Raw genomic sequence first — 13,806 nt, 5'->3', positions numbered from 1 at the left:
GGCATTTCAGCCCGAGACCGGGCTTACATCCAGCCCTTTTCCTTGTAGTACTTGACCGCGCCGTCATGCAGCGGGGCGGACAGACCGTTCTTGATCATGTCCTTGGGCTCGAGGTTGGCGAAGGCCGGGTGCAGCTTCTTGAAGTCGTCGAAGTTGTCGAAGACCGCCTTGACGAGGGTATAGACCACATCGTTGGAGACCTTGCTGGAGGTCACGAAGCTGGCCACCACGCCATAGGTCTTGATCGGATCCGGGTTGTTGGCGTAGGTACCGCCGGGCACGGTGGCCACCGCGTAGTACGGATACTCCTTGACCAGCTTGTCGACCGCCGGACCGGTCACGTTCACCAGCTTGGCGCCGCAGGTAGTGGTCGGATCCTGGATGTTGGCCGAGGGGTTGCCGACCACGTAGGCGAAGCCGTCGATCTTGTTGTCGCACAGCGCCGCGCCGTGCTCGTCGGCCTTGAGCTCGGAGGCCAGCGAGAAGTCGGACATCTTCATGCCCAGTGCCGCCATCAGCCCGTCCATGGTGGCGCGGGTACCCGAGCCGGGGTTGCCGACGTTGAAGCGCTTGCCCTTGAAGTCTTCGATCTTGGTGACACCGGCTTCCTTGCGGGCCAGCACCATGAGCGGCTCGGGGTGGATCGAGAAGACCGCACGCAGCTCACTCATCGGACCGGCGTCCTTGAACTGGCCGACACCCTTGACCGCGTTGAACTGGGCGTCGGACTGGGCCACGCCGAAGTCGAGCTCTCCGGCCTTGATGGTGTTGATGTTGTAGACCGAGCCTCCGGTCGATTCGACCGAGCAGCGGATACCGTGCTTGGCGCGGTCCTTGTTCATGAGGCGGCAGATCGCGCCGCCGGCCGCGTAGTAGACGCCGGTGACACCGCCGGTGCCGATCGTCACGAACTTGGTCTCGGCCTGCGCCGGGACACTCAGCAACGAAGCGCCAAGACTCAGTGCTGCTGCGATTGCGGTCAGTTTCTTCATGTATTTGCTCCTTGAGTTAACCAGTTGATGCCGGCACAACCCATGCCGGTCGTGAGCCAGCCGTCGGTGACACCGATCATCAGGCGCCGATAGCCTCGAGTGATGCCTCGATGATGTCCAACCCCTCCTCGAGCAATGCTTCCGGTACGGTCAGCGGGACCATCATCCGAAGCACATTCCCGTACACCCCGCAGGTCAGCAACAACAGCCCCCGCCGTGCGGCCTCATCCTTCAATGCAGCGGCGATCTCGCCGGCCGGCTGTTGCGCATCGCCATCGCGGCAGAACTCGACCGCAACCATCGCACCGAGCCCGCGGACCTCGGCAATGCTTGCAAACCGCGTCTTCATCGCCGCGAATCGCACCTTCATCACTTCGCCCAGCCGCATGGCCCGATCGCACAGTCCCTCTTCCGCCACCACGTCGAGCACGGCCAGCGCCCCGGCCACCGCCACCGCATTGCCGGCGTAGGTGGAACCCAGCCCGCCCGGCTCGGCGGCGTCCATCAGGGCCTGTTTGCCGACCACCGCAGAGATGGTCAATCCGCCCCCCAGACCCTTGGCCAGCGTCACGATGTCCGGCTCGACACCGTAATGCTCGCTCGCGAAGAGCTTCCCACACCGGGCAATGCCCGTCTGCACCTCATCGACCACCAGCAGGATGCCGTGCCTGTCGCAGAGTTCGCGCAGACGGTGCAGAAACGTCGGCGGTGCCGGTATGTACCCGCCTTCGCCCTGCACCGGCTCGACGAGTATCGCCGCCACCCGAGTCGCCTCGATACTGCACTTAAACAGACGTTCGATTGCACCCACAGAATCGTCTTCGGTAATACCGTGCAGCAGGTGCGGAAACGGCACATGGAAGATCTCGGCCGGAAACGGACCGAATTTCACCTTGTAGGGCGCGACCTTCCCGGTCAGTGCCATACCGAACATGGTGCGCCCGTGAAAGCCGCCACCAAAGGCGATGACACCGCTGCGTCCGGTTGCCGCACGGGCGATCTTGATCGCATTCTCGACCGCCTCGGCCCCGCTGTTCATGAGGAAGGATTTCTTGGCGCTCGACCCCGGCGCCGCGGCGTTGAGCCGCTCGCACAGCTCGACGTAGGACTCGTAAGCCATCACCTGGAAACAGGTATGCGTGAAATTCTCGAGTTGGGCACGTGCGGCCGCCATCACGCGCGGGTGGCGGTGGCCCGTATTGACCACCGCGATCCCCGAACAGAAATCGATCCAGCGTTTGCCCTCGACGTCCCAGATTTCCGCATTCTCGGCCCGCGCGGCGAACAAGGGATGGGCCTGCCCGACCCCGCGCGGCAGCGCCGCCGCACGCCGGGCCATCAAACCTGCGTTCGTTCTGGTACCAGAGCTGTCACTCATACCGGTCTCCTGGACGACACGTCGATCGATCGAACGCACGCCAGTTCGTGCTTTCGAGAGGCAGCACAGGGCGGGCCACGGTGTTTCCGGCCACGTGCTAATTGATTCTAGACACGAAATCGGCGCACCATTGGTCCAGTTCCCGCGAATGTTCTGATACCAATTCATGCACACCCGATGAATCCGCTCCATCAGACAGACCTGATCCTGCGCCAGATCATGAGGGAGTCTCCGAGCCGGAAACTGCGTGCCAACCTCTATCTGGCGATTCGTCGACTCATTCTTGAGGGCGAACTACGGCCCGGCAGCCTGTTACCCCCCAGCCGCCAGCTGGCCGACCAGATCGGCTGCAGCCGCAGCACGCTGGTACGCGTCTATGAACAATTGCGGGAGGGCGGCTACCTGCAGACCGTGTGCGGTTCCGGCACCCGTGTCTCGGATGCATTGCCCGAATCCGCAGCGGACGGGCCGGGTGCAGCCCGCCGGCCCGGCAGCAACCTGGTACTTTCGGCGCGTGGCCGGGAGATCGCCGGGAACGCAACGAGCAGCCGCATCCAGGGCGGCGCCTTCGTCCCCGGAGTACCGGACGTCGGCCTGTTCCCCTTCGAGATCTGGCGTCGCCTCCTGTCGAAGAATATCCGCTTCGAGCAACGTCACCTCGCACGCTACAGCCATGGGGGCTACGGCCCGCTCAAGGTCGCGCTGTCGGAACATCTCAAGGCCTCGCGCATGATGAGTTGCTCGCCGCAGCAGATCCTCATTCTCAACGGCTCGCATCAAGCCATCGATCTGTGCGCGCGAATGCTGTGCGACGCGGGCGACCGGGTGTGGATGGAGGATCCCGGTTACTGGGGCGCCCGCAACGTGCTGCGCGCGAACGGGCTCGAACTGGTTCCGGTGCCGGTCGATCACGAGGGTATCGTGCCCTCGCGCGGCAGAGCCGCGGCCCCGAGACTGATCTTCGTTTCGCCTTCCAGCCAGTATCCGACCGGCGCGCTGATGTCTCTGCGTCGCCGCCTCCAGCTGCTCGAGTTTGCCGAGACGCAGGACGCATGGGTCATCGAGGACGATTACGACAACGAAATCCGTTACCACCCTCACAGCATCGGCGCCCTGTTCGGACAATCGCGCGATCAGCGGGTGCTCTACCTGGGAACCTTCAGCAAGGTCATGTTTCCGGGGCTGCGCCTCGCTTACCTGGTGGTGCCCGAAGACCTGGTGGACGCCTTCTCCACGGGCAATGCCGAACTCTACCGCGAAGGCCGCCTCATCGAACAGGCGGCGCTGGCCGAATTCATCGACGCCGGGCACCTCGGCAGCCATCTCAAACGGGTGCGCGGAATCTACCAGGAGCGCCGCGGGCAACTGCGCGTGGCGATCGAGTCGCGCCTCGGTGAGCATGTGCGCAGCACCGGCGGCCTGGCGGGGCTTCACATGACCTATGTCTTCGACCGACCGATCGACGATCTTGCCCTGGCGCAGGAAGCCCTCGCCGACGGCATCGTTTTCCGCCCGCTCTCGATGTACTACGGCGACCGTGCGCGCACGCTCAGCGGCATGGTGCTCGGCTTCGCGGCGGTCTCGCCCGAGGATATCGACGCCGCCGCCTCGCGACTCTGCGCACTGGCCGAACGACGTCTGCGCGACGATCGGCCGGCCCCCCGATCGCCGCGCGCCTGAGCCCCTTCCCGGCGAGTGTCGAGGCACGGCTACGAACACCGCGATCGATCCGCGCTTGCTTTACGACGCCAGCGGCCGTTCAATATTTTCAGGGTTCCCACTCGAGAACATCTTTCGGAACAGCCCTTTCGTCGGCCCCCCCTGCGCACGGCACCAGCACAGACACCAGGAGAGTACGCATGACCCCCTTCGCGATCGCCGGCATCCAGATGCAGCTTTCCGCCCGAGAGGAGAACATCGCGGCCATGGGGCGCAAGCTGGATATCCTCATGGCACGCTTTCCCTGGGTCAGGATGGTGATGTTCAGCGAGCTCGCCCCCTACGGGCCCTCACCTCGCCACGCCCAGCCGACCGGCGGCCCGGCCGAGCAGATCTTCTGCCAGATGGCGGCCAGGCACGGCCTGTGGCTGTTGCCCGGCTCGCTCTTCGAGCGCGTCGGTGACGACATCTACAACACCACCCCGGTAATCAACCCCAGCGGCGAGGTGGTCCAGCGCTACCGCAAGATGTTCCCGTTCCAGCCGTACGAGACGGGCATCAGGCCCGGCACCGGCTTCTGCGTGTTCGACGTACCGGAAGCCGGGCGCTTCGGGGTTTCGATCTGCTACGACATGTGGTTCCCAGAGACCACCCGCACGCTGGTGTCGATGGGCGCCGAATGCATTCTGCATCCAACCATGACCGACACCATCGATCGTGACGTCGAACTGTCGATCGCCCGCGCCAGCGCCGCCACCAATCAGTGCTACTTCTTCGACATCAATGGCTTGGGAGACTGTGGCACCGGCCGCTCGATCGTCATCGACCCCTCCGGCTACGTCATCCACGAGGCGGGCAGTGGCGAGGAGACGATCCCGGTCGAAATCGACCTGTCGCGGGTAAGACGCGAGCGCGAAGTCGGCGTCCGCGGCCTCGGCCAGACGCTGAAGAGCTTCCGCGATCGACCGGTCGAATTCCCGGTCTACCAGCGGAACAACGCCATCGACGGCTATTTACACAGCCTCGGCCCGCTGACCAGGCCCGTCCGCACCCCAGGAGTGGGCACCGAACAACCGCCAGTCGCCCCCGATCCTGGCAAGTCCTGAGGCTTCGGGGCTGCGGCGACGCCTACCTGCCGCCAACCACGTAACTCGACACCCGAACAACCGTTGCAGGCGAAGACAACCAGACTGCGCATTTATCGATCGGACAAAGCGCTCTCCGAGGACAGGCGCCCACCGCCTTCGATCGACACCGACCAGCGGCGCCGAGCGCGGGACAACCGTCGGCGACCGCCTGTCAGCGGAACAGGCCGCCCAGGCCCTTCTCCAGTTCCTTCTTGAGCGCCTCGCCCGCCTTCTGCCTGATCTCGGTTTTCTTTTCCTCGATCTTTTCCTTTACCGTGCCGGACACGAGGCTGTTCACATCGAGCGCAAACTTCGGCTCGGCAAACGTGCCCGTGACCCGGATCGGTACCGTCACCCCGCGCAGACGGTCCAGCGACTTGCCGTCCTGGCCGGTCAGTGTCCCCACCACCGAGGCCCTGACGAGGTAATCGATCGTTTCGGTGTTGAGATTGGCGCTGCCCTCTCCGCCCACCCGCAACAGTGGCGAGCGCAGGCTGAGATCCTTGTTGTGGGCCACGCCGCCGGCAATCGAGAGGGTGGCCGAAAGATCGGAAAAATCGGTCTGCCGGGTATCGGCCACCGCGGCAACCGGCTTGCCGCTCAGGCGCGCCTGGGCCTGGCGCAGATAGGCTGCGATGTTGACACCCTTGACTGCACCGTCACTCACCCGCAGAGCCACGACGCCATCGAGATTGCGCTTGTAGGCCACCGCATCCGGACCCGCGGTCCTGAGCTTCAAGGTCACGTCGGCCCGGCCGGTGAGCTTCTCCTCCCGTCCGCTCAGCGCGCGCAACAGCGGACCGATCGCCACCCCCTCGAGTCGATCGTCGGTGCTGACCGAAAGCACCTTGCCGTGGCCATCCAGGGCAATGTTCCCGCGATAGCGGCCGCCGTAAAGGGCAGCCTCGGGCCTGAGCCGGTAGCGCCCACCCTGTCCGTTCAAGGCCAGTCGGAGATCGCTGAGCGACAAGCCTGAATACTTGAGCGCCCCCACCGCGAGGCGCCCGTCGACATCGAGCGCCGGCAGAGCCTGCCCGGACTTCCTGTCGCCACCGACCGAAGTGCCCCCATGCTTTCCTGCGCCACCAGACAGATAACGGTCGAGGTCGATCCGGTCCAGCGACAGCTCGAAGCGCAAGGCCATACGATCGAAGTCCTCGACCGCGAAACGCCCGCTCAGGGTGCTGTCATCCAGACTCAGCGCCAGATCGCGCAGGGCCACGCCCTTGCTGCCGCCCTCGATCCTTGCCGACAGGCTGGCCCGCTTCAGTACCCCGGCATCGGCTGGCTTGTCCGCACCGAGCGCCTTCATAAGCGCGGCCGGATCGAACTGCGCGAGCTTCAACGGGCCACTGACATGCAGCGTGTCGCCAAGCCCGGTAATGGCAAGATCGGCCTGCAAGGACAGGCCATAGGCGGCAAGCTGCAGACCCGTGGCACTGGCAGTGCCGCTGCCGAGGTCGGCGGCGAGCCGACCGATAAGCGTGAGTTCGGTCTTGCCACCCGGCACATCCTGCCCGGCGGCATTCACGACAAGTCGCATGTCATCGAGCGCGTACTGTCCGGCAGCGGTATCGACACTCGCCCGGCCTGCGAGCTGCAGCGTGCCGTCGACCGCGGGCTGCGCGGACTTGAAACCCAGCCCCACCTTGAGGTCGAACGGCTTGCCGGGACGGATCGCACCGACCTCGAGGCTCAGTCCGTCGATGCTGTGCTGCTTACCTCCCTGACGGTCATCCCACATCAGCGCGCCATCACGCACCTCCAGCCCGCCGAGCTCGAACCCGGCGACGGCAGTCCCACCGCCATGCGCCTCGGCAGCCGATCCGGGAGCCTTTTCGGCGCCACCCAGATCGGCCCAGTTGGTCGTGCCGTCCGCCCGCTTCTCGAGGCTCAGCGTCAAGCCATCCAGCACCACCCGATCAAGCTCGATCTTGCGGCCCAGCAGCGGCAGCAGCTTCACACCCGCCTGGACCGCCTTGACGCTCGCAAAGGGCCGCTCCGAAAACCCCGCGGCATTGCCCAGCCGGGTCTCCCCCAGCTCGATCGCGAGCGACGGAAAAACCGACAGTTCGATCTGGCCATCTATGACGAGTTGGCGGCCGGTACGCTCCTGCACCAGCCGGGCAAGCGTATCGCGGTAATCGTTGGGATCGAAGGCGAAGCGCAGGTAGGCGGCAACGCCCAGGGCCAGCAGCACGAGCAATCCGCCAATGACGACGGCCGCGCGGAGAATGGGTTTCATGATCTGTCGGCAAGAGTGCTGCGCTCGCCCGACGCACCGCTTCAGGAGGTCGCTGCGGACGCACTCGATACGGCAGACCCTATCAGCCGGCAAGGGTCCGGACAAGGCTCACAATGCAAGCAGTTGTAGCCATCGGCTGAGGAACCGGGCATCGCGGGAGGGGCGGAGAAGAGGTCCGCAAGGATGCCGGAAAGGATCTGGTGCTCTGGGCGAGACTCGAACTCGCACGGCTTTCGCCACTGCCCCCTCAAGACAGCGTGTCTACCAATTTCACCACCAGAGCGACAAGAGGCGCGATGATACCAAAAAAAGCGCCGCGGGCAAGTCCCGGTTGCGAGGTCAGGCGAGGCTCGCAAATCCGTTTCATCACCCTGCTGAAGACCATTCGCTTGAGCGCAGCCGGCCGCCGCCATAGGATGGCCGCACACAACGAGGCGACACCACGCCCCCAAGCCGGAGGAGATCGATGCCAGAGACCCAAGCGACACAGCCCCATGTCGGGCTTTTTGCAACCTGCCTGATGAACGTCTTCAGACCGAACATCGGCTTCGCCACGGTACAGTTGCTGGAACGGGCCGGCTGTCGTGTTTCGGCGCCGCAACAGCAGACCTGTTGTGGCCAGCCCGCCTATTCGGCCGGCGATGACGACGCGGCCCGCGCGCTCGCCCGCCAGTTGATCGCCCAGTTCGAACCCTACGACTATATCGTTGCGCCATCAGGCTCGTGCATGGGCACGGTGCACAAGTATCCGGAAATGCTCAGGGACGACCCCGAATGGGGACCACGCGCCAAGGCGCTGGCGGCAAAGGCCTTCGAGCTGTTCACCTTTCTCACCCAGGTACGCAAGGTGAACATAGATGCCCGCTACGAAGGCACATTCACTTACCACGACTCCTGCAGCGGCCTGCGCCAGCTCGGTGTCAAGCAACAGCCGCGCGAACTGCTGTCGAGTGTGACCGGACTCTCCGTATCGGAGATGGACGATGCCGAGGTGTGCTGCGGCTTCGGCGGCAGCTTCTGCGTCAAGTACCCGGCCATCTCGGAGAAGATGGTCGACGACAAGATCCGCTCGATCGAAGCGTCCGGCGCGGACACCCTGCTGGGTGGCGATCTGGGCTGTCTCATGAACATGGCCGGCCGGCTGCGCCGCAAGGGCTCGAAGGTCAGGGTGTGGCACGCTGCTGAGGTGCTGGCCGGCGCCACCGACGGCGCGGCGATCGGCGAGGAGGAAGCACGATGAGTGGCGTGTATCAGGGCACCTTCAAGAGTCGCGCGGACGAGGCGCTGCACAACCCCTCGCTGCAAAAGGCACTCAAGAACTTCAAGCCGCTGTTCGTCGCCAAGCGCGCCGATGCGGTCGCGGCGCTCGAGGGTTTCGAGCAGCTGCGGGAGACCGCGGCGGCGATCAAGGACGCGGTGCTCGACAATCTCGACGAGTGGCTGGAACGCTACGCCTCAGCCGTCGAGGCGGCCGGCGGCCATGTGCATTTCGCCAGCGATGCTGAGGAAGCGCGCAACATCATCCTCGACATCTGCCGCAAGGCAGAGGCAAAGACGATCTGCAAGGGCAAGTCGATGGTCTCGGAAGAGATCGGCCTCAACGAGGTGCTCGAGGAGGCCGGCTACAAGGTCGTCGAGACCGACCTGGGCGAGTACATCATCCAGCTCGCCCACGAGCCGCCGTCGCACATCATCGCCCCGGCCATTCACAAGACCCGCGAGCAGGTGGCAGACCTCTTCGAGGCCAACCACCCCGGCCGTCCGCGCGAAGACACGGTGGCCGGTCTGGTCGGCGAAGCTCGCACCGTGCTGCGCGAGAAGTTTTTCCAGTCCGACGTGGGCATCACCGGCGGCAACTTCCTGATCGCAGAGACCGGTACCAGCGTGATCGTCACAAATGAAGGTAATGGCGACCTCACCCAGACGCTCTCGCGAGTGCATATCGTCACCTCGGGCATCGAACGCGTGCTGCCAACGCTCGACGATCTGTCGGTCTTCCTGCGCCTGCTGGCGCGCAGCGCCACCGGCCAGGACACCGAGTGCTACACCACGTTGTCGACCGGCCCGCGCCGCCCCGGCGACCCCGATGGCCCAGAGGAATACCACGTGGTGCTGGTGGACAACGGTCGCTCGAAGATGCTCGGCGGCAAGTTCCGCGAGATGCTGCGCTGCATCCGCTGTGGCGCGTGCATGAACCACTGCCCGGTGTATGGCGCAGTCGGCGGTCACGCCTATGGCTGGGTCTATCCCGGCCCGATGGGCTCGATCCTCACGCCGCTGTTCAACGGCCTCGCCGAACACTACGACCTGCCCAACGCCTGCACCCTCAACGGCCGCTGCCAGAGCGTCTGCCCGGTGAAGATTCCGCTCACCGAGCTGATCCGCACACTGCGCAGTGAACAGGTGAAGGCCGGCCTGATGCCCGCCAGCCAGCGCCGCATGATGGGTGTGTGGGGCTGGGTCGCCCGCAATCCGGGGCTCTACCACGCGCTGGAGCGCTTCGGCAGCCGGCTGCTGCGCGCCCGCGCCGGCAAATCCGGCCGCATCGCCAGCCTGCCCGGCGCCGGGGCTTGGACCTCGGTGAGGGACATCCCCGCACCCGACGGCCCGACCTTTCTCGAAAAATTCCAGGCAATGCGGGGTGAGAAATGAGCCGCGAACAAGTCCTTTCAAGCATCCGCTCGGCGCTCGCAGGGAAAAGCGGGCGGGGCGGCCGCACGCCCCTGCCGGGGTCCCGCCCGCCTGGGCCAAGCTACGGCGAACGCAGCATGGCGCAGTTCGTAGAGCGGCTCGAGGCCCACGCCTGCAGCTGGGAACGGCTCGCAGCGATCGAAGAGGTACCCGTACGGGTCATGAACTGGCTGGCCGAGCGGCAGCTGCCGGCGCGCATCGCGGTTGCCGCGCCGCTGGCCGGGCTCCCCTGGCCCGAAGATCTCGCCCGCCACAGCGACAAGGCCGGCATCGACGAGGTCTGCGCGGTATCCAAGGCCTTTGGCGCCATCGCCGAGTCCGGCAGCCTCGCAATGTATTCGGGACCGGATTCGCCGATCACCCACAACTACGCGCCGGAGTTCCACCTCATCGTGCTCGACGCGGCCGATCTGCGCGACAACCAGGAAGGTGTCTGGGAGATGGTTCGCGCCACCGGAAAGATGCCGAGGGCGCTGAACCTGATCGCCGGCCCGTCGCGCACCGGCGACGTCGAGCAAACCATCCAGCTGGGTGCTCACGGCCCGCGGCAGGTCCATGTCCTGATAGTCGAGCCCTGAGCGGCGCGGCGGGGGCGCCGGTCGTGTCTGATACGGTGTATTTCTGCAAAGGCGTGTAAAGAGAACGTATCGGAAATCGCGCAAATGTCGCACCGCGGCCCCGTCGAAACCTCCGTTTGCACGCCGCAGCCCCCCAGCCGGCGCGAATTTGCCCGCGATCTTGCGGCACTCGGCAGAGGATTCGCTTACAAATCGCGCAACACCACATCGCGATCGGCCCTTATCGTGCAATTGCACCGGCCCTGCACTGCTTCTCGGCAGACGTCCGGCAGCAATCGACAACAAGGAGATTCCAGATGAAACATACTGGCCGAAAACTGCTGGGGGCGGTGGTTGCCCTGGTTGCGCTGGGAAGCGCCCTTCCGGCGAGCGCCGACGGACGGCGTGGAGACGATCGCCACGGCTCACAACGCGAATGGCGGGACAACCGCTCCGACCGGCACTGGCAAGCGCCGCGCGGCCGCGAAGTGGTACGCGAACGCGTGGTGGAGCGCCGCTGGGCGCCGATGGCCTATGGGCATGATCGCCATCGCCATCATTACCGCCATGAGCCCCGTTACGAACGCCGCACCGTCGTGCGCGAATCGAACTACTACTACACCAATCCGCCGGCTGCCTATTACGACCGCAATCCCTCGGTAGTGATCGGCTTCAACATCCCGCCGCTGGTGATCCCGCTGCGCTGAGGCACGGCACACCGCGCCTCGCTTGCGGGGCGCGGCTCAAGCCACGCTTTGCTGCAGCCAGTCGATGAAATCAGCCACGGCGGCACGCTTGGCCGACAGTGGCGAGGCCACGGCGTAATAGGTGAAAGGGGCCGGCGCCCGCACTTCGAACAACGGCGCCAAGCGGCCGGCTTCCACCCAGCCCGCGGCAATCCGGCGGGTGCACAGCGCGACCCCGAGCCCCTGGGCGGCCACCTCCAGCAACATGCCCAGATCATTCAACACGGTGCCGCGCTGTGGCTCCTGCCAGTCCAGTCCCGCCGCCTCGAACCAACCTTTCCAGGGCAGCAGTTCCGCGCGCAGCAGTTCCGTCCGGGCGAGGTCGGCAGGCTCGAGCAGGCCGTGCATGGCGCCGAACGCCGGCGCGGCAAGCGGCGTGACGGTGTCATCGAACAGCTTGCAGACCTTCCATTCCGGATAGTCGCCATCCCCCCACCTCACCTCGACGTCCGCGGATTCGGCCGAGACATTGGCGAGCGGCACGGCCATGTTCACCGCGAGTTCGATCTCCGGATGAAGACGCAGGAATTCCGGCAATCGCGGCATCAGCATCTGCCGCGCGAATGTCGGTGGCAGCAGTACCCGCAAACGTTCCTTTTCGGCGGCCACCCGCCCCCCCGCGCTGGCGAGCTTGTCAAACGCCTCACGTACGCTCTCGAGGTAGCGCCGCCCCTCGCCGGTAAGACGTGTCCCGGTGGGGGTCCGCTCGAAGAGCTGGATTTCCAGAAGGGCCTCGAGCTGGCGGATGCGATGGCTGACCGCGCTGGGCGTGATGCAGAGCTCGTTCGCGGCCTGGCCGAAACCGCCCAGCCGGGCAGCCGACTCAAAGGCTGAAAGCGCATGCATCGGAGGAATACGGCGGATGGCACTCACCACGGCCCCTCAGGCGAAGCGCGAGTCTGGCAGCGGGATCCGCTCGTCATCGCCCGGCACCCCGCCCATGTGCCCGTTCGCCCACGCATCCGCGGCCTCCCGGATACGCTCCTTGCGCGACGAAACGAAGTTCCACCACATGTAGCGGGGTCCATCCAGGGGGGCGCCACCGATCACCACGAATCGCGCCGCCTCGTCAGCACTGACCCTCACCTCCTCGCCACTGCGGAGCACACCGAGGGTATGCGCGGGAAGCGCTTCACCGTCGACCACGAACGGGTGGTCGACACCATAGATGGCGCGCTCCGGATAGCAGCCCGGCAGCGCGATGCTGCCGCCCGCAGGCATGCGAATATCGAGATAGAGCGTCTCGCCCAGGGTTTCGACCGGAGAAACCGCGCCAAATGCCTGGCCGAGCAGCACCCGCACCGCCACACTGTCGATCGTGATCGACGGAAGCGCGTCCGCCTCGGTATGCTCGAAGCGCGGAGCGCATTCTTCGAATGCCTGCGGCAGCGCCACCCATAACTGCAGGCCGTGACTGGTGTAGCTGCGCTCGCGCAGATCGGCCGGGACACGCTCCGAATGCACGATGCCGCGTCCGGCGGTCATCCAGTTGATCGCGCCGGGCTCGATGCGTTGCACGCTGCCGAGACTGTCGCGATGCATGATCGCCCCCTCGAACAGGTAGGTCACCGTCGCCAGACCGATGTGCGGATGCGGGCGAACATCGCGCCGGTCGCCCGGGCGCACCATGACCGGGCCGAAATGGTCAAGAAAGAGGAACGGTCCGATCGAACGTCGCGCCGAACTGGGCAGCACCCGCCGGACCCTGAAGCCGCCCCCCAGATCCTTCTCGCGGGGATGCAGCGTCTGTTCGATACTCAACGCGCCACCTCCTCAGGCACGCAGCTTGCACGCCGCCGTGGTCAGCGCGCTTGCAATCCCCTCGAGCATGGCCTGCTGGCGCGGATCGAGGAGACGCAGGTCGTCGCCGATTGCGGCGCCGGCCTGCCCGACGCCGAGTTGCTGCGGAATCACGTACATGCCAAGGTATCCGAGTATGTCGCGCAGATGGAACAACACCCTTACGCCACCCATCGGCCCCGGCGAGCTCGCCAGCACCGCGGCAGGACGGCCGGCGAAAATACCGCCGCCCGAACGTTCGGGATCGGCGGGGTTCGGGCGCGAGCACCAATCGAGGGTGTTCTTGAGAAGAGGCGGAATCGAGCCGTTGTACTCCGGCGAGACCACCAGCAGGCCATCACTTGCCGCGAGGTGCTGCTGCAGGCTGATCATGCTCGGCGGAATGCCGGACTCTGCCTCGAGATCGCCGTTGTAGAGCGGTGCCGGGTAATCGGCCAGGTCGACCACGTTTAGCTGCGCGCCGGCCGCTTCTAGCGGTCGTATGCACGCGGACAGCAGACGTTTGGAAAGCGCCTCGCGGCGGGCGCTGCCGGCGAAAACGAGAATGCGGGGAGCGGACATGCCTGGTATCTCCGTCGAAACAGGCCTGCAGCGAGGCCGGTGGGCCGAGC

At 65.6% G+C, this 13,806-nt stretch carries 12 protein-coding genes and 1 tRNA gene; 6 read left to right on the top strand and 7 right to left on the bottom strand.

Annotation, left to right across the window (positions count from 1 at the left end):
- Positions 1 to 23: 23 nt before the first annotated feature.
- The gene (locus GQB03_RS12195; protein ID WP_159689324.1) at positions 24 to 992 is read right to left on the bottom strand and encodes a TAXI family TRAP transporter solute-binding subunit; all 969 of its coding nucleotides are present in this window, start codon (positions 990 to 992) and stop codon (positions 24 to 26) included.
- A gap of 79 nt (positions 993 to 1,071) precedes the next feature.
- The gene (gene gabT, locus GQB03_RS12190; protein WP_200832200.1) at positions 1,072 to 2,370 is read right to left on the bottom strand and encodes a 4-aminobutyrate--2-oxoglutarate transaminase; all 1,299 of its coding nucleotides are present in this window, start codon (positions 2,368 to 2,370) and stop codon (positions 1,072 to 1,074) included.
- Positions 2,371 to 2,547: 177 nt separating this feature from the next.
- Here gabT and pdxR point away from each other — a divergent pair, with 177 nt between their 5' ends.
- Entirely contained in the window at positions 2,548 to 4,050 is a 1,503-nt protein-coding gene (pdxR, locus tag GQB03_RS12185) for a MocR-like pyridoxine biosynthesis transcription factor PdxR (protein ID WP_159689485.1), read from the top strand.
- A gap of 179 nt (positions 4,051 to 4,229) precedes the next feature.
- Complete coding sequence (locus tag GQB03_RS12180; RefSeq protein ID WP_159689483.1) at positions 4,230 to 5,135, top strand: carbon-nitrogen hydrolase family protein; 906 nt, start codon at positions 4,230 to 4,232, stop codon at positions 5,133 to 5,135.
- Positions 5,136 to 5,328: 193 nt separating this feature from the next.
- Here the strand turns inward: GQB03_RS12180 and GQB03_RS12175 are convergent, their stop codons facing one another.
- Both GQB03_RS12175 and GQB03_RS12170 read right to left on the bottom strand, forming a co-directional pair.
- On the bottom strand, positions 5,329 to 7,401 hold the full coding sequence (locus tag GQB03_RS12175; protein ID WP_159689481.1) for an AsmA family protein: 2,073 nt from the start codon (positions 7,399 to 7,401) through the stop codon (positions 5,329 to 5,331).
- A 198-nt stretch (positions 7,402 to 7,599) separates the two neighbouring features.
- Positions 7,600 to 7,684: transfer RNA gene (locus GQB03_RS12170), tRNA-Leu, on the bottom strand.
- A 183-nt stretch (positions 7,685 to 7,867) separates the two neighbouring features.
- Here GQB03_RS12170 and GQB03_RS12165 point away from each other — a divergent pair.
- The 4 genes from GQB03_RS12165 to GQB03_RS12150 all read left to right on the top strand — a co-directional run bounded on the left by GQB03_RS12165 (position 7,868) and on the right by GQB03_RS12150 (position 11,356).
- The gene (locus GQB03_RS12165; protein ID WP_159689478.1) at positions 7,868 to 8,641 is read left to right on the top strand and encodes a (Fe-S)-binding protein; all 774 of its coding nucleotides are present in this window, start codon (positions 7,868 to 7,870) and stop codon (positions 8,639 to 8,641) included.
- Positions 8,638 to 10,053 (top strand): LutB/LldF family L-lactate oxidation iron-sulfur protein, encoded by a 1,416-nt coding sequence (locus GQB03_RS12160; RefSeq protein WP_159689475.1) that lies wholly within the window; start codon positions 8,638 to 8,640, stop codon positions 10,051 to 10,053. Before GQB03_RS12165 ends, GQB03_RS12160 begins: the two co-directional genes overlap by 4 nt.
- Positions 10,054 to 10,169: 116 nt before the next feature.
- Positions 10,170 to 10,670, top strand: coding sequence for a LutC/YkgG family protein (locus GQB03_RS12155; RefSeq protein ID WP_159689472.1), 501 nt, complete (start codon positions 10,170 to 10,172; stop codon positions 10,668 to 10,670).
- Between the two features lie 296 nt (positions 10,671 to 10,966).
- Complete coding sequence (locus GQB03_RS12150; RefSeq protein WP_159689469.1) at positions 10,967 to 11,356, top strand: hypothetical protein; 390 nt, start codon at positions 10,967 to 10,969, stop codon at positions 11,354 to 11,356.
- 36 nt (positions 11,357 to 11,392) lie between these two features.
- Here GQB03_RS12150 and GQB03_RS12145 read toward each other — a convergent pair whose 3' ends face one another.
- From GQB03_RS12145 to GQB03_RS12135, 3 genes are read right to left on the bottom strand one after another with little or no spacing between them, the layout of a single operon-like run.
- On the bottom strand, positions 11,393 to 12,268 hold the full coding sequence (locus tag GQB03_RS12145) for a LysR substrate-binding domain-containing protein (RefSeq protein WP_235027041.1): 876 nt from the start codon (positions 12,266 to 12,268) through the stop codon (positions 11,393 to 11,395).
- Positions 12,269 to 12,277: 9 nt separating this feature from the next.
- A complete protein-coding gene (locus GQB03_RS12140) occupies positions 12,278 to 13,156 on the bottom strand; it encodes a pirin family protein (RefSeq protein ID WP_159689468.1) in 879 nt (292 codons plus the stop codon).
- Positions 13,157 to 13,168: 12 nt separating this feature from the next.
- Positions 13,169 to 13,756: an NADPH-dependent FMN reductase gene (locus GQB03_RS12135; RefSeq protein ID WP_159689465.1), complete on the bottom strand. Its 588-nt coding sequence runs from the start codon at positions 13,754 to 13,756 to the stop codon at positions 13,169 to 13,171.
- Positions 13,757 to 13,806 lie beyond the last annotated feature (50 nt).

The sequence above is a fragment of the Cognatazoarcus halotolerans genome (assembly GCF_009800965.1).
Taxonomy (GTDB): Bacteria; Pseudomonadota; Gammaproteobacteria; order Burkholderiales; family Rhodocyclaceae; genus Cognatazoarcus; species Cognatazoarcus halotolerans.
Note: the sequence above shows the minus strand (reverse complement) of the source record. Positions and strands in the feature narration are given on the sequence as shown.

What these genes read in the sequence shown, in the direction of transcription:
- GQB03_RS12160 (WP_159689475.1), top strand. Translation starts at nt 8,638, where the DNA reads ATGAGTGGCGTGTATCAGGGCACCTTCAAGAGTCGCGCGGACGAGGCG.
- GQB03_RS12180 (WP_159689483.1), top strand. Translation starts at nt 4,230, where the DNA reads ATGACCCCCTTCGCGATCGCCGGCATCCAGATGCAGCTTTCCGCCCGA.
- GQB03_RS12195 (WP_159689324.1), bottom strand. Translation starts at nt 992, where the DNA reads ATGAAGAAACTGACCGCAATCGCAGCAGCACTGAGTCTTGGCGCTTCG.
- pdxR (WP_159689485.1), top strand. Translation starts at nt 2,548, where the DNA reads ATGAATCCGCTCCATCAGACAGACCTGATCCTGCGCCAGATCATGAGG.
- GQB03_RS12150 (WP_159689469.1), top strand. Translation starts at nt 10,967, where the DNA reads ATGAAACATACTGGCCGAAAACTGCTGGGGGCGGTGGTTGCCCTGGTT.
- GQB03_RS12175 (WP_159689481.1), bottom strand. Translation starts at nt 7,401, where the DNA reads ATGAAACCCATTCTCCGCGCGGCCGTCGTCATTGGCGGATTGCTCGTG.
- GQB03_RS12165 (WP_159689478.1), top strand. Translation starts at nt 7,868, where the DNA reads ATGCCAGAGACCCAAGCGACACAGCCCCATGTCGGGCTTTTTGCAACC.
- GQB03_RS12155 (WP_159689472.1), top strand. Translation starts at nt 10,170, where the DNA reads ATGGCGCAGTTCGTAGAGCGGCTCGAGGCCCACGCCTGCAGCTGGGAA.
- gabT (WP_200832200.1), bottom strand. Translation starts at nt 2,370, where the DNA reads ATGAGTGACAGCTCTGGTACCAGAACGAACGCAGGTTTGATGGCCCGG.
- GQB03_RS12135 (WP_159689465.1), bottom strand. Translation starts at nt 13,756, where the DNA reads ATGTCCGCTCCCCGCATTCTCGTTTTCGCCGGCAGCGCCCGCCGCGAG.